21 protein-coding genes, 2 tRNA genes and 1 riboswitch are annotated in these 24,171 nt (G+C 74.7%); of the genes, 10 read left to right on the forward strand and 13 right to left on the reverse strand.

All coding sequences use genetic code 11. From position 1 onward, the window contains the following. Positions 1 to 67 precede the first annotated feature (67 nt). Genes cobN through G9H72_RS07980 form a run of 3 tightly spaced genes read right to left on the reverse strand, consistent with a single transcriptional unit; the run spans position 68 to position 6,257 of the window. Positions 68 to 3,730 (reverse strand): cobaltochelatase subunit CobN, encoded by a 3,663-nt coding sequence (cobN, locus tag G9H72_RS07970; RefSeq protein WP_331272089.1) that lies wholly within the window; start codon positions 3,728 to 3,730, stop codon positions 68 to 70. Continuing rightward, positions 3,727 to 5,274, reverse strand: coding sequence for a cobyric acid synthase (locus G9H72_RS07975; protein WP_166169963.1), 1,548 nt, complete (start codon positions 5,272 to 5,274; stop codon positions 3,727 to 3,729). Before G9H72_RS07975 ends, cobN begins: the two co-directional genes overlap by 4 nt. Continuing rightward, positions 5,271 to 6,257, reverse strand: a complete 987-nt coding sequence (locus tag G9H72_RS07980) for a cobalamin biosynthesis protein (RefSeq protein WP_331272091.1) — start codon at positions 6,255 to 6,257, stop codon at positions 5,271 to 5,273. Before G9H72_RS07980 ends, G9H72_RS07975 begins: the two co-directional genes overlap by 4 nt. 73 nt (positions 6,258 to 6,330) lie before the next feature. Further along, a riboswitch (cobalamin riboswitch) is annotated at positions 6,331 to 6,488 on the reverse strand. 199 nt (positions 6,489 to 6,687) lie between these two features. Here G9H72_RS07980 and G9H72_RS07985 point away from each other — a divergent pair. The 6 genes from G9H72_RS07985 to G9H72_RS08010 all read left to right on the forward strand — a co-directional run bounded on the left by G9H72_RS07985 (position 6,688) and on the right by G9H72_RS08010 (position 13,334). After that, positions 6,688 to 7,560 carry a transporter substrate-binding domain-containing protein gene (locus G9H72_RS07985; RefSeq protein ID WP_166169618.1) on the forward strand — a complete coding sequence of 291 codons (873 nt, stop codon included), beginning with the start codon at positions 6,688 to 6,690 and terminating at the stop codon, positions 7,558 to 7,560. Positions 7,561 to 7,578: 18 nt separating this feature from the next. Beyond that, positions 7,579 to 8,397, forward strand: a complete 819-nt coding sequence (locus G9H72_RS07990; RefSeq protein ID WP_166169620.1) for an amino acid ABC transporter permease — start codon at positions 7,579 to 7,581, stop codon at positions 8,395 to 8,397. Beyond that, complete coding sequence (locus tag G9H72_RS07995; RefSeq protein WP_166169622.1) at positions 8,394 to 9,284, forward strand: amino acid ABC transporter ATP-binding protein; 891 nt, start codon at positions 8,394 to 8,396, stop codon at positions 9,282 to 9,284. The genes G9H72_RS07990 and G9H72_RS07995 overlap by 4 nt, the downstream gene beginning before the upstream one ends. A 10-nt stretch (positions 9,285 to 9,294) precedes the next feature. Beyond that, positions 9,295 to 9,367 (forward strand) — tRNA-Arg (locus G9H72_RS08000). A gap of 309 nt (positions 9,368 to 9,676) precedes the next feature. Beyond that, positions 9,677 to 12,241 carry a M14 family zinc carboxypeptidase gene (locus G9H72_RS08005; RefSeq protein ID WP_166169624.1) on the forward strand — a complete coding sequence of 855 codons (2,565 nt, stop codon included), beginning with the start codon at positions 9,677 to 9,679 and terminating at the stop codon, positions 12,239 to 12,241. Between the two features lie 139 nt (positions 12,242 to 12,380). Then, on the forward strand, positions 12,381 to 13,334 hold the full coding sequence (locus tag G9H72_RS08010; RefSeq protein ID WP_166169626.1) for a Gfo/Idh/MocA family protein: 954 nt from the start codon (positions 12,381 to 12,383) through the stop codon (positions 13,332 to 13,334). A 29-nt stretch (positions 13,335 to 13,363) separates the two neighbouring features. Here the strand turns inward: G9H72_RS08010 and G9H72_RS08015 are convergent, their stop codons facing one another. Together G9H72_RS08015 and G9H72_RS08020 are read right to left on the reverse strand one after the other, a co-directional pair. After that, entirely contained in the window at positions 13,364 to 15,412 is a 2,049-nt protein-coding gene (locus G9H72_RS08015; RefSeq protein ID WP_166169628.1) for a cytochrome c oxidase assembly protein, read from the reverse strand. Then, the gene (locus G9H72_RS08020) at positions 15,409 to 16,005 is read right to left on the reverse strand and encodes a copper resistance CopC family protein (protein WP_166169630.1); all 597 of its coding nucleotides are present in this window, start codon (positions 16,003 to 16,005) and stop codon (positions 15,409 to 15,411) included. The genes G9H72_RS08015 and G9H72_RS08020 overlap by 4 nt, the downstream gene beginning before the upstream one ends. Before the next feature lie 197 nt (positions 16,006 to 16,202). Here G9H72_RS08020 and orn point away from each other — a divergent pair, with 197 nt between their 5' ends. Together orn and G9H72_RS08030 are read left to right on the forward strand one after the other, a co-directional pair. Further along, entirely contained in the window at positions 16,203 to 16,871 is a 669-nt protein-coding gene (gene orn / locus G9H72_RS08025) for an oligoribonuclease (protein WP_166169632.1), read from the forward strand. A gap of 60 nt (positions 16,872 to 16,931) precedes the next feature. Then, positions 16,932 to 17,007 (forward strand) — tRNA-His (locus G9H72_RS08030). A gap of 44 nt (positions 17,008 to 17,051) precedes the next feature. Here G9H72_RS08030 and G9H72_RS08035 read toward each other — a convergent pair. Genes G9H72_RS08035 through G9H72_RS08055 form a run of 5 tightly spaced genes read right to left on the reverse strand, consistent with a single transcriptional unit; the run spans position 17,052 to position 19,990 of the window. Further along, positions 17,052 to 17,669 (reverse strand): hypothetical protein, encoded by a 618-nt coding sequence (locus tag G9H72_RS08035; RefSeq protein ID WP_166169634.1) that lies wholly within the window; start codon positions 17,667 to 17,669, stop codon positions 17,052 to 17,054. Next, positions 17,666 to 18,148, reverse strand: a complete 483-nt coding sequence (locus G9H72_RS08040; RefSeq protein ID WP_166169636.1) for a hypothetical protein — start codon at positions 18,146 to 18,148, stop codon at positions 17,666 to 17,668. The genes G9H72_RS08035 and G9H72_RS08040 overlap by 4 nt, the downstream gene beginning before the upstream one ends. Then, positions 18,145 to 18,501, reverse strand: coding sequence for a hypothetical protein (locus tag G9H72_RS08045; protein WP_166169638.1), 357 nt, complete (start codon positions 18,499 to 18,501; stop codon positions 18,145 to 18,147). Before G9H72_RS08045 ends, G9H72_RS08040 begins: the two co-directional genes overlap by 4 nt. A 2-nt stretch (positions 18,502 to 18,503) precedes the next feature. Then, positions 18,504 to 19,706: a hypothetical protein gene (locus G9H72_RS08050; RefSeq protein ID WP_166169640.1), complete on the reverse strand. Its 1,203-nt coding sequence runs from the start codon at positions 19,704 to 19,706 to the stop codon at positions 18,504 to 18,506. Beyond that, a complete protein-coding gene (locus G9H72_RS08055; RefSeq protein WP_166169642.1) occupies positions 19,703 to 19,990 on the reverse strand; it encodes a hypothetical protein in 288 nt (95 codons plus the stop codon). Before G9H72_RS08055 ends, G9H72_RS08050 begins: the two co-directional genes overlap by 4 nt. 50 nt (positions 19,991 to 20,040) lie before the next feature. Between G9H72_RS08055 and G9H72_RS08060 the strand changes: the two genes are divergently transcribed. Continuing rightward, positions 20,041 to 20,481 (forward strand): TY-Chap domain-containing protein, encoded by a 441-nt coding sequence (locus tag G9H72_RS08060; protein ID WP_166169644.1) that lies wholly within the window; start codon positions 20,041 to 20,043, stop codon positions 20,479 to 20,481. Positions 20,482 to 20,603: 122 nt separating this feature from the next. Then, a complete protein-coding gene (locus tag G9H72_RS08065; protein ID WP_166169646.1) occupies positions 20,604 to 20,861 on the forward strand; it encodes a hypothetical protein in 258 nt (85 codons plus the stop codon). 3 nt (positions 20,862 to 20,864) lie between these two features. Here G9H72_RS08065 and G9H72_RS08070 read toward each other — a convergent pair whose 3' ends face one another. Genes G9H72_RS08070 through G9H72_RS08080 form a run of 3 tightly spaced genes read right to left on the reverse strand, consistent with a single transcriptional unit; the run spans position 20,865 to position 24,093 of the window. Next, positions 20,865 to 21,632: a glycosyltransferase family 2 protein gene (locus G9H72_RS08070; RefSeq protein WP_166169648.1), complete on the reverse strand. Its 768-nt coding sequence runs from the start codon at positions 21,630 to 21,632 to the stop codon at positions 20,865 to 20,867. A 1-nt stretch (position 21,633) separates the two neighbouring features. Further along, positions 21,634 to 22,725, reverse strand: coding sequence for a hypothetical protein (locus G9H72_RS08075; RefSeq protein ID WP_166169650.1), 1,092 nt, complete (start codon positions 22,723 to 22,725; stop codon positions 21,634 to 21,636). A gap of 24 nt (positions 22,726 to 22,749) precedes the next feature. Continuing rightward, complete coding sequence (locus G9H72_RS08080) at positions 22,750 to 24,093, reverse strand: APC family permease (RefSeq protein WP_231126589.1); 1,344 nt, start codon at positions 24,091 to 24,093, stop codon at positions 22,750 to 22,752. Positions 24,094 to 24,171: the final 78 nt, after the last annotated feature.

Below are 24,171 nucleotides of genomic sequence, written 5' to 3' on the forward strand. Positions count from 1 at the left end.
TCGAGAAACGGTGAAATCGCGCATCAAGCGCCACTCTCCCGCATTGCGGGCGGACCCGGGCAATGCCCTATTCGTCGCCCTCCAGCTCCCCCTCGAGCTCGAGGTACGTCGCCCGCAGCCGCTCCAGCGTCGCGGCGTCCGGCTCGGCCCAGAGCTGCCGGTCCGCCGCCTCCAGCAGCCGCTCGGTGATGCCGCGCAACGCCCAGGGGTTGGACTTCTCCATGAAAGCGCGGTTCGTCTCGTCGAACACGTAGGACGCCGCGAGCTGCTCGTACATCCAGTCCTCGACGACGCCCGCCGTGGCGTCGTAGCCGAACAGGTAGTCGACGGTCGCCGCGAGCTCGAACGCGCCCTTGTAGCCGTGGCGCTGCATCGCCGAAACCCACTTCGGGTTGACCACGCGGGCCCGGAAGACGCGGTGCGTCTCCTCCTGCAGCGTCCGCGTGCGCACGCTGTCGGGCACCGCGGAGTCCCCGACGTACGCGGCGGGCGAGGACCCCGTCAGCGAGCGCACCATGGCGACCATGCCGCCGTGGTACTGGAAGTAGTCGTCGGAGTCGACGATGTCGTGCTCGCGGGTGTCCTGGTTCTTCGCCGCCACGCTGATGCGCCGGAACGCCTGCTCCATGTCGGCCCGCGCCTCGCGGCCGTCGAGCCCGCGACCGTAGGCGTAGCCGCCCCAGACGGCGTAGACCTCGGCGAGGTCGGTGTCCGTGCGCCAGTTGCGGGCGTCGATGAGCGGGAGGAGGCCGGCGCCGTACGCCCCCGGCTTGGAGCCGAAGATGCGCGACGTCGCGCGGCGCCGGTCGCCGTGGGACGCGACGTCCTCGTCGACGTGCGCCCGCACGAAGTTGTCCGCGGGCGGCTCCTCGAGCGCGGCCACCGCCTGCACCGCGTCGTCGATCAGCGCGACGACGTGCGGGAAGGCGTCGCGGAAGAAGCCGGAGATCCGCACGGTCACGTCCACGCGCGGACGGCCGAGCTCCTCCACGGGGACCACCTCGAAGCCGGTGACCCGCCGGGACGCCTCGTCCCACGTGGGCCGGCAGCCCAGCAGCGCGAGCACCTCGGCGATGTCGTCACCCTGGGTGCGCATCGCGCTCGTCCCCCAGACCGTGAGCCCGACCGAGCGCGGCCACTCCCCCGTGTCGGCCCTGTGGCGGGCGAGCAGGGAGTCCGCCAGCGCGACGCCGACGTCCCAGGCGTTGCGCGACGGGATCGCCTTCGGGTCGACGGAGTAGAAGTTGCGGCCCGTCGGCAGCACGTTGACCAGGCCGCGGGTCGGCGAGCCGGACGGGCCGGGCTCCACGAAGCGCCCGTCGAGCGCGCGCAGCACGTTGCCGAGCTCGTCCGTCGTGCGCGCCAGCCGAGGCAGGAGCTCGGCTTCGGCGAAGCGGAGTACGTCCACCAGCGCCGGGTCGGGCACACCCACCACCGCCGTCACCGCCACTTCGGGCGTCGACCCGTGCAGCGCCTGCACGAGGCGCAGCGCGACGGCGTCCAGCGCGTCGACGGCGGCGGAGGCCCGGACGCGCTCGGCCCGGCCTCGCTCGCCGTCCTGCTCGAGGAGCGGCGCCGGCACGTCCACGAGCGCTCCGGGGTCCGCCAGCAGGGCGCGCTCGTCGAGCCCGTGGGCTGCGGCGAGCGCGGCCCGGATGCCCGGCAGGGCGCCGGTGCGGCCGCCCCAGACCTGCGACGCCCGCAGCACCGACACCGCGAGGTTGTCCAGCGCCTCCCCCTCCGGTGCCGCTCCCAGGACGTGCAGGCCGTCGCGGATCAGGACGTCCTTGACCTCGCAGAGGTAGCCGTCGATGTGCAGGACGAAGTCGTCGAACTCCTCCTCGTCCGGCTGGGCCTCGACGTGCAGGTCGTGGTGGAGCTGCGCGGACTGCACGAGCTCCCAGATCTGCGCCCGCAGCACGGGGACCTTCGCCGGGTCGAGCGCCTGCACCGTTGCGTACTCGTCGAGCAACTGCTCGAGCCTGGCCATCTCCCCGTACGCGTCCGCGCGCGCCATCGGCGGCACCAGGTGGTCGACCACGGTGGCGTGCCCGCGGCGCTTGGCCTGCGTGCCCTCGCCCGGGTCGTTGACGATGAACGGGTAGACGAACGGCAGATCGCCCAACGCGGCGTCGGGGGCGCACTCGGCCGAGAGGCCGAGCCCCTTGCCGGGCAGCCACTCCAGCGTCCCGTGCTTGCCGAGGTGGATCACGGCGTCGGCGCCGAAGCCGCCGTCGTCCACCGACGACTCCAGCCAGCGGTAGGCCGCGAGGTAGTGGTGCGACGGCGGCAGGGCCGGGTCGTGGTAGATCGCGATGGGGTTCTCACCGAAGCCGCGCGGCGGCTGGATCATCAGCACGACGTTGCCGAACTGCAGCGACGCCAGCACGATGTCGCCGTTGTCGACGTAGAGAGAGCCGGGAGCCTCGCCCCACTGCTCGACCACGCCGTCGCGCAGCGGCTTCGCCAGGGAGCCGAACCAGCGTTCGTACGTCGGCAGCGGCACCCGAGCCGGCGCGGCCGCGAGCTGCTCCTCGGTCAGCCACTCGACGTCGTGGCCCCCGGCCGCGATGAGCGCGTGGATCAGCGCGTCGCCGTCCTCGGGGAACTCCCCCACCTGGTAGCCGGCGTCCCGCAGGGCGCTCAGCAGCCGCACGGCGGAGGCCGGGGTGTCCAGGCCGACCGCGTTGCCGACCCGGGCGTGCTTGGTCGGGTAGGACGACAGCACGACCGCGAGCCGCTTGCGCGCGTTCGGGACGTGCCGCAGCCGGGCGTGGCGCACCGCGATCCCGGCCACGCGCGCGGCCCGCTCCGGGTCGGCGACGTAGACCGGGGGGCCGTCGTCGTCCGGCGTCTGCTTGAAGGAGAAGGGCACCGTCACGAGGCGCCCGTCGAACTCGGGGATCGCGACCTGCATCGCGGCGTCCATCGGCGAGAGCGCCGCGTCGGACTCCTCCCACTGCGCCCGGGAGGTCGTCAGGGCGAGCCCCTGGATCACGGGGACATCGAGCGCCGCGAGCGCGCCGACGTCCCAGGCCTCCTCGTCCCCACCCGCCGACGCGTCCGCCGCGCGGGTCCCGCCGGCCGCCAGCACGGTCGTGACCACCGCGTCGCAGCGGCGCAGCAGGCCCATCAGCTCGTCGTCGACCGCGCGCAGCGATGCGCAGAACAGCGGGAGCGCGTTCGCGCCCTGGGCCTCGACCGCGTCGCAGAGCGTCTCGACGAACTCGGTGTTCCCCGACAGGGCGTGCGCCCGGTAGAACACGACCCCGACGGTCGGGCGGCCCTCGACGGACGCCCGCGACCGGAGCACGCCGAACTGCGGCATGGGCGCGGGCGGCTCGAACCCCTCCCCCGTCAGCAGCACGGTGTCGGACAGGAAGCGGGCGAGCTCGCGCAGGTTCGCGACGCCGCCCTCGCGCAGGTACGCGAGCGCTTCGGTGACCGCGCCGGCCGGCAGGGTCGACAACGCCTGCAGCTCGGCGTCGGGCACGGCCTCCCCGCCGAGCACCACCGTCGGCAGCCCGGCCGCGAGCACCGCGTCCAGCCCCTCCTCCCAGGCGCGGCGGCCGCCGAGCAGCCGGACGACGACCGCGTCGGCGCCGGCGAGCAGCCCGGGGACGTCCGCGGCCCCGAGCCGGGCCGGGTTGGCCGTGCGCCAGCCGGCGCCCGACGAGCGGGCCGCGAGCAGCTCGGTGTCGGCGGTGGAGAGCAGGACGGGGGTGATCACGGGTGCACCTCTGGGACGGTCACTTCAGGAGCTCCGGGTGGGACGAAGGGCAGGCCGGGTGGGCAGCCCTGCTCGATCAGGCGGAGCAGGGCGTCGGTGTCGAGGTGCTGCTCGACGAGGTCGCCGAGGACGTCGAGCCGCGCCTCGCGGGCGGCGGCGAACGAGGTGGCGGGCGCGGGCACGAAGCGGCGGCCGGCGGCGGCGGCGACGTCGGCGAGGAAGGCGCGGCGGAAGCCGTCGTTCTCCAGCACGCCGTGCCAGGTGGTGCCCCAGACGGGCCCGGCCCGGCAGCCCTCCGACCCACCGTCGTCGGTGCCGAACAGCGCGTCCCCGGACTGACGGGTGACGAGGCCGTGGTGGATCTCGTACGCCGACACCCGCTCACCGCTCGTCAGCGCGGTCCCGGTGGGCCGGCCGAGCGTCTTGTCCGGCGCGAAGCGGGTCGCGACCGGGAGCAGGCCCAGCCCCTCGACCGCGCCCGCGCGGCTCTCGACGTCGTCCTCGATGCGAGTGCCGAGCATCTGGTAGCCGCCGCAGATGCCGAGAACGGGCCGGCCGGCCGCCGCGCGCGCCGCCAGCGCCGCGGCGAGCCCGCGGCCGCGTGCCCAGGCCAGGTCGCTCACGGTCGCCCGGGAGCCGGGCAGCACCGCGAGGTCTGCGGCGAGGACGTCCTCGGGCCGGTCGGTGAAGGACACCTGCACCCCGGGCTCGAGCGCCAGCGCGTCCACGTCGGTCGCGTTGCTCACCCGTGGCAGCCGGACGACGGCCACCCGCAGCGGCTCGTCACCGACGGCCGGCCCGGCGAAGTCCGGCGCCAGGTCCATGCCGAGGGAGTCCTCGAGGTCGAGCCGCAGGCCGCGTACCCAGGGCAGGGTGCCGAGCACCGGGCGCCCGGTCAGGCCCCGGAGGATCTCCAGCCCTGGGGCCAGCAGCGCGGGGTCACCGCGGAACTTGTTGACCACGAACCCGGCGACGAGCGCCTGGTCGAGCGGGGAGAGCAGCGCCAGCGTGCCGTGCATGGCGGCGAACACCCCGCCGCGGTCGATGTCGCCGACCACCACGACCGGCAGGCCGGCGGCACGGGCCAGGCCCATGTTGGCGATGTCGCGGTCGCGCAGGTTGATCTCGGCCGGGCTGCCGGCGCCCTCGCACACGACGACGTCGAACCGCTCGCGCAGGCCGGCCAGGGCCTCCAGCGCGGTGCGGAGCAGCCGCGGCTTGAGGTCGCGGTAGCTCATCGCGTCGACCTCGGCCACGGGGCGGCCGAGCAGCACGACCTGGCTGTGCCGGTCGCTGCCCGGCTTGAGCAGGACCGGGTTCATGGCGGCCTCGGCCTCGACCCCGGCGGCGGCGGCCTGCACCGCCTGGGCACGCCCGATCTCGGCGCCGTCGGCGGTGACCCAGGAGTTCAGCGACATGTTCTGGGCCTTGAAGGGCGCGACCTTCACCCCACTGCGCGCGAGCCAGCGGCAGATCCCCGCGGTCAGGACGCTCTTGCCCGCGTCGGAGGTCGTGCCCGCGACGAGCAGGCCGCCGCCGGTCACGAGCGCCACCCCCGCAGGCACGCCCGGGCGACGGCCGCGCCGACGGCGAGCGCCAGCGCAGCGCGCTCGACGGCCAGCGAGAGCCGGGCGGCGCGCGCGACGTCGGCCACCCCGGGCGCGGGGCCGTCGCCGAGCTCGGGCCGGTCCTCGACGCGGCCGGCGTAGACGTTGCGCCCGCCGAGCCGGACGCCCAGCGCCCCGGCGAAGGCGGCCTCGCAGCGGCCGGCGTTCGGGCTGGGATGCGCGGCCCCGTCCCGGCGCAGCGCCCGCCACGCGGCCGCCGGCGAGCCCCCCACGAGGGGCGCGGCGGCGACGGCGAGCAGGCCGGTCAGCCGGGCGGGGGCCAGGTTGGCGACGTCGTCGAGCCGGGCCGCCGCCCAGCCGAACCGCTCGTGCCGGGGCGTGCGGTGCCCGACCATCGCGTCCAGCGTGTTGGCCGCGCGGTACGCCAGCAGGCCCGGCACGCCCGCCACCGCGCCCCAGACGAGGGGCGCGACGACCGCGTCGGAGGTGTTCTCCGCCACGGACTCCACCGTGGCGCGGGCCAGGCCCGCGGCGTCCAGGGCGGACGGGTCCCGCCCGCACAGGTGCGGCAGCCGGGCGCGGGCGGCGCCCAGGTCCCCCGCGACCAGGGAATCGCTCATGGCGCTCGCCTCGCGACGCAGCGTGGTGCCGCCGAGGACGGCCCAGGTCGCGGCGGCGCAGAGCGCCAGCCGGAGCGAAGCCGGGGCGGAGCCGAGCCGGCGGTCCAGCAGCCGGGCCGCGGCGTACGTCCCTCCCACGCAGGCCAGGGCGTAGGCCGAGCCCCGCAGCCGCGACGGCGCCCAGACCCGGCTCTCGAGCGCGCCGGCGGCCCGGCCGAAGGCGGCGACGGGATGCCCGCGCCGGGGGTCGCCCACGAGGCGGTCCACAGCCGCGCCGGCCAGCAGGCCGAGGGGCAGCACGACAGAGGGACGCGCCCCGGGACGTGGGCGTGCGAGCACGCAGAGCCTCCTCGCGCCGAGGTGTCCACGCCTCGATCGGCCGGTCGGTGCCGGGTCCGGCACCGAGGGCTGGAGTCTCCTGGCTCCCGGGTCGACGCTCGCCCCCGGCCTTCCCGCCGTCGCCGGCCGTGGCCCTGGTGCGCACGGCCGCGGGCTCCCGCCCGGGCCTTGCGTGGAGGTCTGCTCTCCGGTCACAGTGGCGGGACCGCACCGGAGTCGCACCGGCTTCCTCCACCACCCTCGCCCGCTACTCCATCATGCGGGGGCGAGCCCGTCAAAGCCGCTGGGCGTGACGGAGCCTCGGCGCACGGTGGCGACCCGATCTCGTAACAATGCCGAAACTGTCCTGCCGCAGCGACCGTGTTCCATCTGCCTGCTGCCCGGCGGGCCGATACCCTCGCCGCGCCTGAACTTCTGGAGGACACGCACGATGATTCGCAACGGCCGGCGCACGACGACGATGGGCGCCCTGGTCGCCGCCGCGGGGCTTCTCCTCGCCGGCTGCGGCGGCGGCGACGACGAGACCACGGACACCCCGGCCGCCCCGGCACCCACCGGCGCGGTCAGCAACGCGCCGACGACGCCGGACGTGGAGCTGGTCAGCGACGGCAAGCTCACCGTCTGCACCTCGCTGCCGTACGCCCCGTTCGAGGCGAACGTGGACGGCAAGGTCCAGGGGCTGGACGTCGACCTCATGGACCTGGTCTCCGCCCAGCTCGGGGTCACCACGGAGATCCGCGACACCGGGTTCGACGGCATCCAGTCCGGCGCCGCCCTGAACGCCGGCCAGTGCGACATCGCGGCCGCCGGCATGACGATCACGCCGGAGCGCCAGCAGAGCATCGACTTCAGCGACCCCTACTTCGACGCGAACCAGGCGCTGCTGTCCAAGAAGGGCAGTGGCATCACCTCGCTCGAGGCGGCCGAGGGCAAGAAGCTGACCTCCCAGGAGGCGACCACGGGCGAGAAGTACGCCCGCGACGCCGGCCTGGACCCGGTGTCGGTCGGTACGCCCGACCTGCAGTTCAACGCCCTCAAGGCGGGCCAGGCCGACGTGGCCATCCAGGACCTGCCCGTGGTCAGCGAGTGGCTCAAGGACCCGGCCAACGCCGACTTCGAGATCTCGGCCACCATCGAGACCGGCGAGCAGTACGGCTTCGGCGTCAAGAAGGGCAACACCGCCCTGCTCGACGTGGTGAACTCCGTCCTCGAGGGCGCCCGCACGGACGGCACGTACGACGAGATCTACAGCAAGTGGATCGGCGAGGTGCCCTCGGCGGCCGCCACGCCGGCCGCTGGCTGACAGGAGCACGCAGCACAGATGGCAACGACGAGCGCGCCCGCGCGCCGCTTGACGCGCAGACAGCGGCGCCGGGTGTCGCTCGGCCTCCAGTACGCCCTGCTGGTCGCGCTGGTGCTCGCCTTCGCGTTCCTGGCCGACTGGGGGACGCTGAAGGAGAACTTCGGCAACACCGACCTGGCCCGGGAGATGTTCCCGGACGTCATCACGACGGCGATGGTCAACACGGTCAAGTACACCGTGTTCGGCTTCCTGCTCGGCCTGCTGCTGGGCCTCGTGCTGGCGCTCATGCGGCTGTCGCAGATCCGGGCGTACCGGGCACTGGCCGGGCTCTACATCGAGATCTTCCGCGGGCTGCCGGCCCTGATCATCTTCATCTTCATCGGGTACGGCGTCCCGTTCGCGTTCCCGGGCTGGCAGATCCCCGGCGGGCTGACCGGGCAGGTGACCCTGGCGCTGGGGCTGGTCTCCGGGGCGTACATGGCCGAGACGGTCCGCGCCGGGCTGCAGGCCGTGCCGCGCGGGCAGACCGAGGCGGCACGCTCGCTCGGCATGTCCTCCGGCCGCGCGATGGTCTCGATCGTCATCCCACAGGCCTTCCGGATCATCATCCCGCCGCTGACCAACGAGCTCGTCCTGCTGCTGAAGGACTCCTCGCTGGTCTACGTGCTCGGCATGACCCTCGAACAGCAGGACCTGACCAAGTACGGCCGCGAGATCACGCAGGCCAACTTCAACAGCACCCCGCTGCTGGTGGCCGGGATCTGCTACCTGGTCCTGACCGTCCCGTTGAGCTACCTGGCCCGTCGGCTCGAGGCAAGGCAGGCGAAGGCACGATGACCGCGACAACCCCCGTACGCACGGCGACCGGTGGCCGTCCCCCCGTCATCGCGATCCGCGACGTGCACAAGTCCTTCGGCCAGAACGAGGTCCTCAAGGGCATCGACCTCGAGGTCCAGGCGGGCGAGGTCGTCTGCGTCATCGGGCCGTCCGGCTCCGGCAAGTCGACGCTGCTGCGCTGCGTCAACCTGCTCGAGCAGCCCACGTCGGGCACGGTGCACGTCGAGGGCATCGAGGTCACCGACCCCGACGTCGACATCGACGCGGTCCGGCGCCGGATCGGCATGGTCTTCCAGCAGTTCAACCTCTTCCCGCACCTCACGGTGCTGGACAACCTCACCATCGCCCAGCGCCGGGTGCTCAAGCGCAGCAAGGCCGAGGCCGAGCAGGTCGCCCGGGCCAACCTCGAGCGGGTCGGGCTCGCCGACCGCGCCGACGCGTACCCGGCGAAGCTGTCCGGCGGGCAGCAGCAGCGCGTGGCCATCGCACGCTCGCTCTCGATGAGCCCGGACCTCATGCTCTTCGACGAGCCGACCTCGGCGCTCGACCCCGAGCTCGTGGGCGACGTGCTCGCCGTCATGCGCGGCCTCGCGGCGGAGGGGATGACGATGCTCGTCGTCACCCACGAGATGAGCTTCGCCCGTGAGGTGGCGTCCCGGGTCGTCTTCATGGACGGCGGGGTCGTCGTGGAGGACGGCCACCCCGACCAGGTGATCGGCAACCCGCAGCACGCGCGCACCCGGACGTTCCTGTCCCGGGTGCTCGACCCGGCTGCGGCGTCGCTCGGCGAGGGGCCGGCCGGGGCCCCGGACCCCGCGGCTGCGGCGCTGACCGACGGTGCCGTCGCTCCGCGGGTGGGCTTCGAGAAGGGGCCGGGCCTACCCTGACGGAGCGCGAGCGCCCGTAGCTCAGCGGATAGAGCAGCGGACTTCTAATCCGACGGTCGCAGGTTCGACCCCTGCCGGGCGCGCCCACGGCCTTCCTCCTGCGGGAAGGCCGCTCCCGGCGATCCCTCGGGGCGGTGACGGGCCTCGCGGCGGCGACCCTTCGAGCGAACCGTGTTACGTGTCTTTTACTTCGCGCTTCAGCCGTTCCGGCCTCGGCGGCGTCCTTGACAGGGACAATTCCTGCGGGCTAGGAATTCGGCACGCATCGGGCGACCGCCACCGCCGCCGGGTGAGTGCGCAAGCCCCTGACCCACGTCGCGCCCGCCCCCGGGCACCCCAACAGCTGCGGCCGCTCGTGCGGCCCCGGACAACATCACCAGGAGGTCGGGCACGTGAGAGCCCGTTCCGTTCGACTCCCGCTGCTGGCGGGCGTGCTGCTCGCCGGGCTGCTGGTCCCGATGACGCAGCCGGCCGAGGCAGCCATCACTCCGCCCTGGTGCGGCACCCCGAGCGCCGACGCGGCCGCCAGCCTCCCCACCGGGGCCCCTGGGGACCCGGCCGGCAGCTTCCCGCACATCCCGTACTACGCCGTCGGGTGCACCCTCGAGCGCATCGCCGCGCAGAGCAACGGCCGCATGACCGTGGAGGTCATCGGCGAGTCCGCGCTCGGCCGCCCGCTCTACGGCGTCGTCATCAACGCGTTGGAGACCAAGCAGCAGCGCGACGACTACCGGGCGTGGACCAGGGTCCGCAAGCAGATGCTGGAGGACCCGGCGAAGGCCCAGGACCTGGTCGACGCGGCCGGCCCCCGGATCAAGACGCCCATGGTGATCCAGGGCGGCATCCACGGCAACGAGTTCGAGGGCGTCGACGCCGCCATGGAGCTCATCGAGAAGTACGCGACGACGCCGTACGGCCAGGACCCCGAGGTCGACCACGCCCTGGACCACCTGGTCCTGGTCTTCAACCCGATCCAGAACCCGGACGGGCGGGTCACCGGCCTGCGGCCGAACGGCAACGGCTTCGACCTCAACCGGGACTACCTGTCCCAGACGCAGCCGGAGACGATCGCGTCGATCGACCTGCAGAAGGAGTGGCTCGCCCCCGAGCTGCTCGACCTGCACGGCTACGTCGCCCCCGCCCTCATCGAGGGGACGACCAAGCCGCACAACCCGAGCGTCGAGTACGACCTCTGGATCAAGTGGAACCAGCCGCGTGTGGCCGCGAACGTCGCCGCCATGGACGCCGCCGGCTTCGAGACGACCATCCCGGTCACCGAGTGGTGCTCCGACGGTGACTTCCCGAGCACGACGACCGGGCTCTGCGCCAACGGGCGGCCCCCAGGCCCGGCCGAGGCCGAGGGCTGGGACGACTGGGGCCCGTTCTACACCGGCATGTACGCCCAGCAGATCGGCCTCGACGCCTCCACGATCGAGATGTGCTGGACGCCCTTCGACATCTGCGGTGGCCGCATCGGCGCCAAGAACCAGCAGGTCGTCGTCGTGGAGTCGACCATGGGCTTCGTCGCGGACAACCGCAGCGCGATGCTCCACGACCAGCTCGAGATCCTGGTCCGCAACGACACCAACGCGCCCCGGCCGGAGTGCTGCCCGGCGCCGTACGACGTCGACAACAACTGGATGGGCGAGTACGGCGAGGGCTACCTCATCCCGATGGGCACCGGGCAGCGCAGCGAGGCCGAGGCCAACCGGCTGGTCGAGTGGCTGCTCTACAACGACATCGAGGTGCAGAAGACGACGCGTCCCTACACCTACGGCGACACGACCTACGCCGCCGGCTCCTACGTCGTCCCGCTGGCCCAGCCGCGGCGCGGGCTCGCCGACACCGCGCTGTCGATCGGCGTCGACATCTCCGACCGGATCAACCAGCTGTACGCGTCCCCGGCCGCGTGGAGCCACGGCTACCTCTGGGGCGCCGACGTCGTCCCGGTCCCGCGCGGCACCGCCCTCCCCTCGGCGGTGAACAAGGTCCGGACGCCGAGCCTGCTCGGCGGCGGGGTGCAGGGCGGCAGCGCCGACTACTACGCGCTCGAGATCGACTCCCCCACGGCGGTCCGGTTCCTCAACGACCTCGTCTCCGACGGGGAGCTCCGCCCCAAGCTGGCCCTCGGCCCGGTGCAGGCCACGACCGGCACGCTCGCCGCGGGCTCGATCGTCCTGCCGGCCGGCCGTGAGGCTCGCCGGACGCTGGACGCGCTCGCGAAGCGGACCGGTCTCGAGTTCCAGCCGGTCAAGGCGGCGGGCGTCCCGGCGCTGGACGACGTCGACCGCTCCCCGCGCATCGCCGTGCTGACCGGCAGCCTCGACCAGAGCGTCTGGTCGCTGCGCAACCTCGGCTTCACCGCCAACCCGGTATCGACCGCCATGCTCAACGGCACGACCAACCCGCTCGACAGCTACGACGTCGTGTTCAACGCCGGCACCGCGTTCCCGGGCAACACCGCGGCGAACGCCACCGCACGGGCGCGGCTCGCGGCCTTCTTCGCCGCGGGCGGCGGCTACATCGGCGCCGGGACGGCCGGCGCGGGCTTCCTGACCAGCGGCGGCCAGGTCACCGGCCTGACCGCGACGGCGCGCACCGGCGGCGGGCGCAGCGGCATCGTCTGGTGGGACAACACCGGCGGCGCGAGCAGCGTCATCACCGGCGCGTACCCCGCCAGGGACACGGCGATGATGGACCCGCCCACCTGGCTCACGGCCGTCCCGTCGACCTTCACCGTCGACGCGCGGCTGCCGCAGTCCGGCTTCTTCGCCGCGGGCCTGTGGGCGCAGGACACCCAGTCGGCATCGGCCGGCGGCAGCGCGATCGTGGCCCACGGCACCAACACCGCCGGCACCTCCCGCATGACGGTGTTCGCCATGAACCCGCTCTACCGGGCGGACCCCGAGCGCGAGTGGCCCATGGTCAGCGCCGCGGCGTACTGGGCCGACAAGTAGCCCCTGCACGCCCTCGGACGGCGGCCCTGCTCCGGCAGGGCCGCCGTTCCGCGTCCTCGGCGGGCGCACCGCCCGTGCGGCCGGCGCGAGGGGGCGTGCGCGAGACTGGCGCCTTCGGCCCGACGACGAAGGAGCACGCGTGGCAGGCGACGTACGGTGGGGCTTCCTCGGCGCGGGCGCGATGGCACGCAACATCGCCCCGTGCGTGCACGCGGCGCGCGGAGCACGGCTGCAGGCGGCCGCGGCGCGCGACGCCGGGCGGGCGCTCCGCCTCGGCCCCGCCGGGTCGGCGTACGACGACTACGAGCTCCTGCTGCAGGACCCCGACGTCGACGCGGTCTACATCGCGCTCAACAACGACGCCCACCTGCCCATGACGCTGCGCGCGCTCGAGGCCGGCAAGCACGTCCTCTGCGAGAAGCCGCTGGGGCTGTCCGGCGCGGAGGCACGCCGCATGGCCACCGCGGCCGAGGCCGCCGACAAACTCGTGGTCGAGGCCTTCTGGTACCGCTGGCACCCCCGAACCCGGCGGGCCGAGGCCCTGGTGAAGGCCGGCCTGCTCGGGGAGGTCACGTCCGTGACGTCGACCTTCACCGGCGGCGTGACCGAGGACCTCGTGAACTACCGGTACGACCCGGCCCGCGGCGGCGGCGCGCTCTACGACGTCGGCTGCTACGCCGTGTCTGCGGCGCTCTGGGCCGCGGGCGCCGCTCCCCTCAAGCAGGCATCCGGCGAGCTCGAGCTGCACCCGAGCGGCGTCGACCTGGCCGGCACGGCGCAGCTCACGCTCGGGCGGACCACCGCCGACGTCCGCTTCGGCATGTCGGGCCAGGACGTCCAGGAAGTCGTGGTCGAGGGGACCGAGGGGCGGCTGGCGATCCGCGAGAGCGCGTTCGTCTCCCGCTACGAGGTCGCCGAGCTGCACGTCGACGACCGCGTCGAGCGCTTCGCCCCGGTCGACCCGTACCAGCTGATGTTCGAGGCCGTCTCGGCACGGATCCGCGGCGAGGCCGACACCATCGTCGAGATCGCGGAGTCGATCCGCATCGCCGACGCCATCGACGCGGTGTTCGCGGCCGCCCGCGGGGCCTGACCCCTCCCGGGCGGGGCGTCGCGCTGCCGTCAGCGGCGCGGGCGCTCGTTCATCTGCTTGAGCCAGGCGTTGTAGGCCGCCAGCTCGTCCTCCTCGCCGCGCGCGGTGGCCCGGTCGGCCGCCCGGTCCGTGCGGCGGGCCTCGCGCTCGTCGGCGCGCGTCCAGGCGACGAAGACCGCGATGAGCACGATCGCGATGGGCACCTCGCCGAGGCCCCAGCCGAGCCCGCCGCCGAGGTGCTGGTCGTCCAGCAGGCCGCGGCCGTAGGGGTCCCCGAGCTCCTCGTAGTAGTCCGCGGCGAGCAGCGACGTCGTCGACATGACGGCGATCGAGAAGAACGCGTGGAACGGCATGGCCGCGAACAGCACGCCGATCCGCGCGAGGTACGGCAGCTTGCGCGGCGCCGGGTCGATGCCGACGAGGACGTAGAAGAAGAGCGACCCGGCGGCCAGGAAGTGCGCCGCCATGAGCGTGTGGCCGAGGGCGTGGTTGCTCATCAGGAAGCCGAACAGCGGCGTGAAGTAGAGCGCGAACAGGCTGCCGACGAAGATGAGGCCGGCGACGACCGGGTGGGTGACGAACGAGACGAACGGCGAGTGCAGGACCGCGAGCAGCGCCTGGCGGGGGCCACGCTCCTCGGGGGTGCGGCCCCCGGGCAGCGTGCGCAGGGCCAGGGTCACCGGGGCGCCGAGCACCAGGAAGATCGGCGCCACCATCGACAGCACCATGTGGCCCATCATGTGCGCGCTGAACAGCAGGTGCGAGTACGCCGCGAGCCCGCCGCAGGTCGTGTACAGCACGATCGCCAGCCCGACGTACCAGGAGACGGCCCGGCCGACCGGCCAGGGGTCGCCGCGGTGGCGCAGCGTGCGCAGGCCCACGGCGTACAGGGCGCCGGCGAGCAGCACGAACGTGAGGAAGAACCCGTCGACCTGGTACTCGGTCAGGTATCGCAGCGGCGTCGGCGCCGGCGGCGGGTCGAAGCCGAGCAGCGAGCGCAGCAGCGGCGCGGAGCTCGGGCCCTCGTCGACCGGCACCGGCGTCGGCGTCCGCGCGAGCGCGACCGCCAGCCCGACGAGGGCGGCCATGAGGAGCACCTCGACGGCGGCGAGCCGGGCGAACGCTGCCCGCGACTGCGCGAGCCGGGGCAGCACGACGAGCCGCATCCGGGCGCCGAGCGCGACCAGCAGGGCGAAGCCGGCCGCCTTCTCCAGGACCAGCCCGCCGTACGCCGACGACAGCGCCGCGTCCACGCTGCCGAGGCGGAGCCACGCGCTCACGAGGCCGCTTCCGCCCACCGCGACGGCGGCCCACAGCGCCAGCCGGCTGTAGCGCGGCACGGCCGCGACGAGCGGCGCGCCGGTGGCCGTGCGCCGCCAGACCCAGAGCAGCGCCCCGAGCCCGCCGACCCAGAGCACCGACGCGACGACGTGGACGACCAGCGCGGAGATGGCGAGCATGTGGTTGCCGGCGCCCGCGGCGTGCCCGGTGAGCAGCGGTGGGGTGACCGCGGCCACGGCGACGGCGAGCAGCGCCAGGGCGCCGCGCACGGACGTGGTGAGACGGGCGAGGACGGCGACGACGCAGGCCAGCACGACCTGCGTCACCAGCGCACGGCCCTGCGGCAGGACCGTCAGGAACTCGCGGAGCGCCGAGCCGGAGAGCGCGTCCTGCGGCGGCCGCCCGAACACGTCGGACAGGGTGAGGACGGTCTGCACCAGCGCCGCGCCCGCCCAGGCGAGCGCGGCCGTGCCGGCGAGGCGTACGCCCAGGAAGGCGCTGCCACGCAGCTGCCCCTCCCGGTTGGCGAGCAGCACGGCCCCCGCGAGCAGCAGGCCGACCGTCGCGATCGCGGCGCCGTCGGCCAGCAGCCGCGCCACCGGAAGGCCCCAGCCGGTGACCGGCCCGGCGTCCGGCAGCCCGGGGGCGGCCTTCTCGGGCCGGCCTCCCCCGACCACCAGCGTGACGAGCAGCACGAGGTAGGCGACCGCCGCGGCCGGTGGCCCCCAGGGACGGCGCGTCCGGCGCGGGTCGGGCCGGTCGGCAGCGGGCGGGGCCGGTGCTTCGAGCTGGGTCATCGCGTGCCCTCCGCCGCCCGGGAGCGGCGCCGCCGGGCCACGTCGACGGCGAGGTAGGCCACGATCACGGCCGCGACCCCGCCGACGCCGAGCAGCCCGCCGTTGCGGGAGAGCCAGCCCTGCTCGTCGCCGGCTCCGGCGCTCGCCGCGGCCTGCACGCCGACCGGAGCGGGCTTGCCGCTCGCGACCGAGAACGACAGCCGCCCGGCCACCGGATGCCCGTCGGCCGAGACCACGCGCCAGTCCAGGGCGTACGCGCCGGCGGCCGCCGCCCCCGACAGCGGGGCCGTCACGCGCTGCCCGTCCGCGGCTGGCCGGCCCAGCGCGACCGGCTGCCCGTCGGGGCCGGTCAGCACGAGTGCGAGCCCCACGCCGGAGACGTCGGCGTCGAAGGCCAGCTCGACCTGCGGCGGCGCGCTCTCGAGCACCTCCCCCTCGGCGGGGAAGGAGGAGACGAGGCTGTTGTGCGCGGCGGCCGGGGCCGCGCCGGCGAGGACGAGCCAGCCGAGGGCGAGAAGGGCCACCAGGGCTCCGGCAGCGGCCCGCCGGGCGCGGGAGGCCGCTCGGGCGGCGGGGGCTGGGGACAGAGGCATGCTGGGTGCCAGTCTGCCTCGCCCGCGCCGGGGCGCGCGATGCCGCCGGCCGTGCCGTGGGCCACAGGCGAACGGCGCGCGTGGCCGAGAAGTTCCGCCGGGGATGCGACAGCTGTCGTGCCCGACGGACGCGCTCGGGAGGTCACCAGGAGTCCCGGGATCCACACGGTCCGTCCCGGACTTCTAGGGTGTCGCCCATGGTGGACCGGCTGGTGTGGATCGACTGCGAGATGACCGGCCTCGACCTGCGCACCGACGCGCTGGTCGAGATCGCTGCGCTCGTGACCGACAGTGAGCTCAACATCCTCGGCGAGGGGGTCGACGTCGTGATCCGCCCGCCGGACGAGGCGTTGGCCACCATGCCGGACGTCGTCCGCGAGATGCACACGGCGTCGGGGCTGCTGGCCAGCCTCGAGCACGGCGTGACGCTCGAGGAGGCCGAGCGGGAGGTCCTGGCGTACGTCCGCAAGCACGTGCCCGACGCACGCAAGGCCCCGCTCGCCGGCAACTCGGTGAGCACCGACCGCGGCTTCATCGCGCGCGACATGCCCGCCCTCGACGACCACCTGCACTACCGGATCGTCGACGTGTCCAGCATCAAGGAGCTGGCTCGCCGGTGGTACCCCCGGGCCTACTACAACTCGCCGAAGAAGGCGGGCGGCCACCGCGCGCTGGCCGACATCCGCGAGAGCATCGCCGAGCTGGCGTACTACCGCGAGGCCGTCTTCGTCCCGCAGCCCGGCCCCGACACCGACACCTCGCGCGCGATCGCGGCCAAGCACGTGCTCCCGGCCCCCGAGCCGGGCCTGCCCGCCGCCGCGGGGCAGCCGGCGACGCCCGAGCCCGCTGCGGGGGAACTGGCCTGAGACCTGCTGCCAGGCCCCGCTACACTTGTCCAGCCGCGGCGGGCGACCGGCGCGTCGATGGTGGGTGTAGCTCAGCTGGTAGAGCACCGGGTTGTGATCCCGGGTGTCGCGGGTTCGAGTCCCGTCACTCACCCCAGCACAGGAGGCCCTGGTCGGTTCGCTGACCAGGGCCTTTCCCGTTCACCCCCGGACGTCGTGGCCCACGGCGCTCATCCGCCGCCAGAGCACCGTGGGCGTGGTCGGCGCCAGCTGCCAGCCCTCCTCGCCCGGCTCCGGCTCCACGGCCCAGAGCCCCCGGCCGTCCTCGACCACGGCCAGCCGCCGCTCCCCGGACGGGGCGGCGGTCGCGAGAGCGAAAGCGCCGCGCGCGGCGAGCATCGCGTACGCCGAGGACCTGCGCAGGTCGTCGGGGTGGAAGAGGTCGTCCAGCAGCTCCTCGTCCACCGGGCGCGGCTCGCGGGTGCCGTCGACCCGGTGCGGGCGGAGCCCGGCCAGCCGGGCCAGGAAGCCGGCCAGGAACGGCGGCGGCAGCGGCATCAGCTGGTGCTCCGCCCCGCGGACGTGGGCGAGGACAGCGACCGCCTCGTCCCCGGCCCAGGCGTGATGGCGCACGGCGACCCGGGGCGAGGCGACATCGAGCTGCACCCGGGCCAGCGGCCGGCGGGCGGCCCGCACCGCCTCGGGCACGCCGGGCAGCTGGGCCAGCTGCGCGGGCAGGGCCGCGTCCCCCTCCTCGATGAGCCGCAGCCAGTCCTCGACCGCGAGGCGCACGACCCCGTCCCGCGTCTGCACGGTCACCCGGCTGCCTCCGCGCGGGGCGGCGGGCCCACGACGAGCCCGTCGGCGAGCTCGGCGAACAGGTCGGCGAAGTAGTCGTAGCGGACGGTGTCGACGGTCGCCGTGAGGGTGCAGCCGGCGCCGCCGGCCTGCGCGAACCACTGCTCCATCGTCACCGGGACGGCGTCGTCGACGACGTGCTGGGCGAGCCGGCGGCCGCCAGGCTGCCCGCCGACGGGCCGGCGCTCGAGGTCGATCAGCTGGTACGCCGCCAGCTGCGTGGGGAGCAGCCGGTCGGTGCCCGCCTGCCAGTCGCGGAACGACAGCCCGCCGTTGTGGACCACCGTCAGCACCAGGCTCGCCCGGAAGGGGCGCCCGCCCTCGACGGCGGGCTCGACCGCGATGAGCCGGCCGTCCGGCTGGCCCGGCACCACCTGCCAGTCGGCGGGCACCGGCAGCACGCAGCCGGCGACCTGGTGCGCCACCATTCCCGCGCTCACCGCCGCCGCCCCGCGGCTCGCCGCAGCCGCACGCTCTCCCGCGCCCAGCCGGGGACGAGCCACAGCGGGACGCGCAGCTGCAGCGCGCTGAGCAGCATGAGGACCACGAACACCGGCAGGCACACGGTGAGCACGACGGCGGCGACGAGGTTGTCGTCGGCCCGGTCGGCGACGGCGAGCGCGAGCAGGCCCGCCCCACCGCCGGGGACCGTCAGCAGCCCGGTGCGGACGCCGCGCTCGCCGTTGGAGGCCCAGTCCCGCGCCCAGGGGCGGGCGCCGAGGCGCAGCAGCACGGCGTACGCGAGGAGTGCGGCTCCGGCGGCGGCCAGCACGACGGCGAGGATCGGGCTCACGCTCAGTCCCAGAAGCTGATCGCGTCACCGACGTCGGACAGCCCGTCCCCGATCGCGTCGACGGCGTCGCCCGCCGCGTGGACTGCGCCGTCCCACTGCTCGTTGACCGTGTCGGCGAGCTCGCTGCCGGCGAACCCGCCGATCGCGCCACCGACCAGGCCGCCGATCGCGCCGCCCACCACGGTGCCGACCCCGGGGAAGATCGCGGTGCCGATCGCCCCGCCAGCCCACGCGCCGGCGGACGCGCCTCCCCACGCGCCGGCCCCGGACAGGACACCCTTGGTCGCGGCCCGGTCGACCCGCTCGCCGGTGTCCAGCGAGGGGTCGTCCGCGTCCGCGTCCCACTGGCTCCAGGCCGAGGTGATGCCGGTGACGACGCCACCGGCCCGGTTCGCCCAGGCCCCTGCCGTCTCCCAGCGCGCCATGTTCGCCGACTGGTGCGGCAGCGCCCGCCAGTCGCGGGCCGCAGCGCCGGAGCGCAGCGAGAGCCGGAGCCGCTCCAGGGGCGTCCAGCCCTTGTTGGTTCCCCACACCCACCGGCCCTGGGCGTCGCGGAACTTCGGCTGCCAGACGCCCAGGGCGCCCTGCGCCATCCAGCCGGCCAGGCCACCGAAGCCCAGGCCGGCGAGGCCGAGCGCGTAGCCGCCGGCCGCGATGCCGTCCATCCCGTCGGGGGGCAGCAGCCCGAGCTTCTCCAGCAGGTTCTCGACGAGGCCGTCGCCGTTGCTGTCCAGCATGGCGTCGACCAGCCGGCTGTGCGCGTCGCGCTCCTTGGCGCGCGCGTCCTGCGCGATCGCGAAGGCCTCGTCGTAGGCCCGCACCTTGCGGTCGTGCTCGGCCGCCTGCTCCTCGGTCATCTCGCCGCCGCCGGACGGGGGCAGGACCGTGTCGCCGCTGACCGCGAGGCCCGCCCCGGAGGCCAGGGTGCGCACCCTGGCCAGGTCGGACCGGACGACGTCCAGGGCACCGGCGAAGTCGTCGAGAGCCCGGCACGCGGGCGTGATCCCGTCGGCCAGGCCGGTCAACGCGGAGGCCGCGTCACGGGCGGTGGCCCGGTAGCCCTCCGCAGCCGCCCCGCTCCAGGAGCCGCAGTTCGTGCGCCGCACCGTCGCCGCGCTCTGCTCGAGCTCCTCGGCGACGCCCCGGCCGGTCGAGGCCGCCGCCCGGCAGGCCGTCGAGCTGCCGTGAACGGTCAGCTCGATCACCGCGGCACCATCCCGCCGAACACCTCGCTCACGCCGGCGTCCGTCCCGACGTAGGTGCTGACGGTGACGTCGAGCGCCTCGGCGGCGTCGCGCAGGGCGGCGGCGACACCCTCCACCCCGCCGCCGAGCGCGGCGAACGCCTTGCGCACCTCGTCGCTGCCGGCACCGGCGTCCGGGGACACCGCGAGCATCCCCGCCTGCCCGGCCAGCGTCCCGGCGACGTCGCGCAAGGCCCCGCCGGCCGCGGTCAGCTCGGCCGGGTCCAGGGCGTACCCGTCGGACATCTGCCCACCTTCCGCCCCTCCGGCGATCTTGGCGGTGGGATGCTACCCACGTGCACGACGAGTGGAATCCCTGGCGCGACAGCCTGGCGGCGACGCTCGCGGAGCTGCGCGACGGCGAGTTCGTGAACACGTGGGGGCCGGTCGAGGCCAGGGAGCGGGGCCGCGGCCTGCTGGGCAGGGCGCGCCGTCCCGAGGTCGTCTCGGCGCCGGTGGTGCGCTTCCTCGCCACCGAGGGCCACCTGCTCTGCGAGTCCGTGCCCGCCTTCCCCACCGCCGCCGGGCCGGAGCTCTCGGACGGGCAGCGGTCAGAGCTGCGGTCCGCCGGCTGGCTGCTGCCCGGCGACCCGGGGTACGACCCGGTGGGCGGGGACGACCTGCGGGTGTTCGTCCCGCAGTCCGAGGCCGTGCGGGCGGCGGACCTGGCCGTGGCGACGTACGTCGTCCTCGGTGTCGCGGCGCCGTCGGCGGTGGAGCAGGAGCGCGGCGCCTGACCGGTCCCCCGCGCGGGGTTGACCAGCCCACGACCCGGGTACGCCGCCTCACGAACCCGGTCGGGGCCGCTATGCCTTCCTGTCGCCAGTCACCCGGCGGGTCACCACCACGGGAGACAGGCATGGATCCGAAGCTCGTGTACAGCTTCAGCGCCTGGGTGGACGTCGCCGCGGACAGCTACGACGATCTGCTCGAGCTGCAGCGGCAGGCCATCGACGCGGGCCTCGACACCCGGCTGACCCGGCTGCCGGACGGCGGGTTCGACCACCACCTGCGGGTGTCGACGGCCGGCGACGACCCGCGGCTCGCCGATGCGATCGACGCCTTCCGCCGCCGGGTGGACCAGGCCGTCAACCAGGCGGCCGACAGCTCGGTCTGAGCGCTACTCCCCCACCAGCCGCTGAAGCTCCAGGGCGGCGGCGATCTTGCGCAGCACCTGCGCGTCGACGGGGTCGCGCCGCCCCTGGCCGAACAGGCCGTCCAGGGCGGCGTCGTCGAAGTTGCCGTTGGTGATGGTCGCCACGTGCTCCCGGCGGTAGTAGTGGTAGTCGCAGAGCACCTGGTCGACGTGGCGCACGGCGAACGGGTGGCGGAGCACGATCCGCACCACGAAGTCCCAGTCGACCAGCCGGCCGAGGGACTCGTCGAAGCCGCCCACCTCGTCCACGAGGGCGCGGCGGTGCAGCATGACGTTGTTGTCGATGCTGTTGTGCCGCAACAGGGACGCGGGGTTGTACGCCGGGCTGTGCGTCTTGCGCCCCACCACCCGGGCGTCGTGCGGCGGGCCGTCGAGCAGGAACAGGTGGCGCCCGCAGTAGGCGAGCACGTCCTCGGGGCGCAGCTCGGCGGTCATCACCTCCAGGAACTGCGGCGACCACACGTTGTCGGTGTCGAGGTACGCCACCAGCTCTCCCCGGGCCTCCGCCAGCGCTGCGTTGCGGGCCGCGGACACGCCCCGGTGCTCGCGGGCGAGGACGCGCAGCCGCGGGTCGGCGCAAGCGGCCAGGACCTCGGCGGTGTCGTCGGTGGAGCCGTCGTCGACCAGCAGGAGCTCGAGGTCGGGCATCGTCTGCCCGAGGACCGAGTGGACCGCCCGCGGCAGCAGGGCGGCGCGGTCGTACGTCGGCATGATGACCGTCACCAGCGGCACGTCAGGCTCCGGGCGTCGCAGCGGCGGCCGCGGGCGCGGCGACCAGGCGGGTGATCGCGGCGTCGAAGCGCGGCCAGAACGGGCCCTGCGGCTCGGCGAGCCCCATCCGGGCAGGGGTGTCGAGGAAGTGCCACCGCCCCCGCGTGCCCAGCGCCGCGTCCACGAACTCCGCGACGACGGGGGTCGGATAGACGTTGACGTCGGTGAACACCGCCGTCCCGTCGTCGGCGCGGCGCACGAAGTCCACGCAGAACCAGTCCAGCCCCAGCACCCGCCCGATCGCTTGCACCTGCTCCTGCTCCTGAGTCGTCATCTCGAACACCGGCTCGTGACCGGCCAGCGTGCCCAGCCCGGCCTCCCAGCCGGTGCTGACGATCACGTCCGTGGCGTGCACGACGCCGAGGAAGTGGAACGCCCGGTAGCGCCGGTGCAGCCCGTCGGCGCCGCGGGCGTCGACGTACGCGAACGCCCGGTGCCCCGGCGGCAACGGGCCGTCGAGCCGGCGCAGCTCCTTGCGGCTGGCCTGCCCCGGGCCCTTCACGACGACCAGGTCGCCGGGGCGCGGCTCGGGGTCGGGCACGCTGACGCCGGCGTCGCGCAGCCGGCAGAACGTGTCCGCCCGATGGTATGCGTCGTGGCTCTCGAGGCGGTTGAGCACCGGCACGCCGGGGCGCGCGCGGGCGAGCCCCGCGCGGACCGCGTCCTGCACGGCCGGAGGCACCGGGTCCTGCGTGTGCACCCAGACGACGTCGGCGCGCTCGGGCTCCTCGTCCACGACCGCGTGCACCACGCTGCTGTGCTCGTTGATCCAGTACGCCGTCACGGGGCCGAAGCTCGCCCCGGCCACCGGCCCCTCGAGCAGGCAGAGCCGGATCGGGCGCCGGAGCCCGGCCTGGCGCCGGCGGCGCAGCGCGGTCAGCGGGCCGGGCGCGTACCCGATACGGGACGGTGGCGTGCCCGTCGCCATCCAGCACAGCGGCTGCAGCGGGGACATCCAGCGGCGCACCCGCCAGCCCGGACGGTTGTCGAGCCAGCGGTCCCAGGGGGCGGGGAGGCGGGTGTCGCGGACGAGCTCCTGCCACACCCAGTGCACCGCGCCTCCCGAGCCGTCTCCCCCTCAGCGCCCGTCCGACGAGAGTTGCCCGGGCATTCTCCCCGCCGCGCCGGCCCGGCGCGCACGCGCACCCGCCACAAGGCCCAGCACGAGGCCCACCGCGAGCAGGATGAGGCCGCGCAGCCAGACCTCCCCCTCGATGCGGGTGAACAGCACCAGGCACGAGGCCACGCCCAGGACCGGGACGACGGTGGGCACGCGGAAGTGGTCCTCCCGGGCGTCCGGGCCGGGACGGCGGCGCAGCACGAGGACCGCGACGTTGACCGCGACGAAGACCACGAGGAGCAGCAGGACCAGCGTCGAGGCGAGCGTGTCGACCTCCCCGGTGAGGGCGAGCAGCACGGACAGGGCGCTCGTCGCCGCGATCGCCGCCCACGGGGTGCCGCGCCCCGGCAGCACCCGGGCCAGCACGGCGGGCAGCAGCCCGTCGCGAGCCATCCCGTAGGCCAGCCGGGAGGCCATGATGCCGGTGAGCAAGGCGCCGTTGGCGACGGCGACGAGCGCGATGACGCTGAACAGCTTCTCCGGCACCCCGCCCGCCTCGCGCACGACCTCGAGCAGCGGGCCGCTGGACTCCACGAGGGTCTGGGTCGGGACGACGGCGGCAGCGGCGAGCCCGACGAGCAGGTAGACCGCCCCGGCGGTCAGCAGCGCTCCGAACAGCGCCCGCGGGTACGCCCGGCGCGGGTTCTTCGTCTCCTCGGCGATGTTGACCGACGTCTCGAAGCCGACGAAGGAGTAGAACGCGAGCACCGTGCCGCTGAGGACCGCCGCCGCCGCGCCGTGCTCCGGGGTGCCGAGGTCCGTGAGCTGGGAGAAGTCCGCGTCCCCCCGCAGCGCCACCCACACCCCGAGGGCGATGACCAGCAGCAGCCCGCCGACCTCGGTGACCGTCGCGACGACGTTCGCGCCGAGCGACTCCTTGATGCCGCGGGCGTTGAGCAGGGCGAGCGCGACAAGGAAGACGACGGCGACCGCGGCGACCGGCAGCTCGACGAACTCGGCCAGGTAGTCCCCGCCGAACCCGCGGGCCAGCGCCGCCACCGAGACGACCCCGGCGGCCAGCATGCAGAAGCCGACGACGAACCCGACGAAGGGGCCGTAGGCGAGCGTCGCGTAGTGCGAGGCCCCTCCGGCTCGCGGGTACGTCGTGGCCAGCTCCGCGTACGAGCCCGCGGTCAGCAGCGCGAGGCCGAGCGCGACGACCAGCGGTAGCCAGACCGCGCCACCGGACTCCGCGGCGATCTGGCCCACCAGGACGTAGACGCCCGCCCCGAGGACGTCCCCCAGGATGAACAGGTAGAGCAGGCGGGTGGTGACCGCGCGCTTCAGGGTCGGCTCACTCATGGAGCGGTCGTGCCGCATGATCGGGAACCCCAAACAATTCGCCCTCGTTGGAGGCGTCCGGCGGGGGCTTGGCAGGAT

The sequence above is a fragment of the Motilibacter aurantiacus genome, from assembly GCF_011250645.1.
Classification (GTDB): domain Bacteria; phylum Actinomycetota; class Actinomycetes; order Motilibacterales; family Motilibacteraceae; genus Motilibacter_A; species Motilibacter_A aurantiacus.

Excerpts from the sequence above, each read along its gene's own strand:
- G9H72_RS07985 (WP_166169618.1), top strand. The coding sequence starts at position 6,688 with ATGATTCGCAACGGCCGGCGCACGACGACGATGGGCGCCCTGGTCGCC.
- G9H72_RS07990 (WP_166169620.1), top strand. The coding sequence starts at position 7,579 with ATGGCAACGACGAGCGCGCCCGCGCGCCGCTTGACGCGCAGACAGCGG.
- G9H72_RS07995 (WP_166169622.1), top strand. The coding sequence starts at position 8,394 with ATGACCGCGACAACCCCCGTACGCACGGCGACCGGTGGCCGTCCCCCC.
- G9H72_RS08015 (WP_166169628.1), bottom strand. The coding sequence starts at position 15,412 with ATGACCCAGCTCGAAGCACCGGCCCCGCCCGCTGCCGACCGGCCCGAC.
- G9H72_RS08020 (WP_166169630.1), bottom strand. The coding sequence starts at position 16,005 with ATGCCTCTGTCCCCAGCCCCCGCCGCCCGAGCGGCCTCCCGCGCCCGG.
- orn (WP_166169632.1), top strand. The coding sequence starts at position 16,203 with ATGGTGGACCGGCTGGTGTGGATCGACTGCGAGATGACCGGCCTCGAC.
- G9H72_RS08055 (WP_166169642.1), bottom strand. The coding sequence starts at position 19,990 with ATGTCCGACGGGTACGCCCTGGACCCGGCCGAGCTGACCGCGGCCGGC.
- G9H72_RS08065 (WP_166169646.1), top strand. The coding sequence starts at position 20,604 with ATGGATCCGAAGCTCGTGTACAGCTTCAGCGCCTGGGTGGACGTCGCC.
- G9H72_RS08080 (WP_231126589.1), bottom strand. The coding sequence starts at position 24,093 with ATGAGTGAGCCGACCCTGAAGCGCGCGGTCACCACCCGCCTGCTCTAC.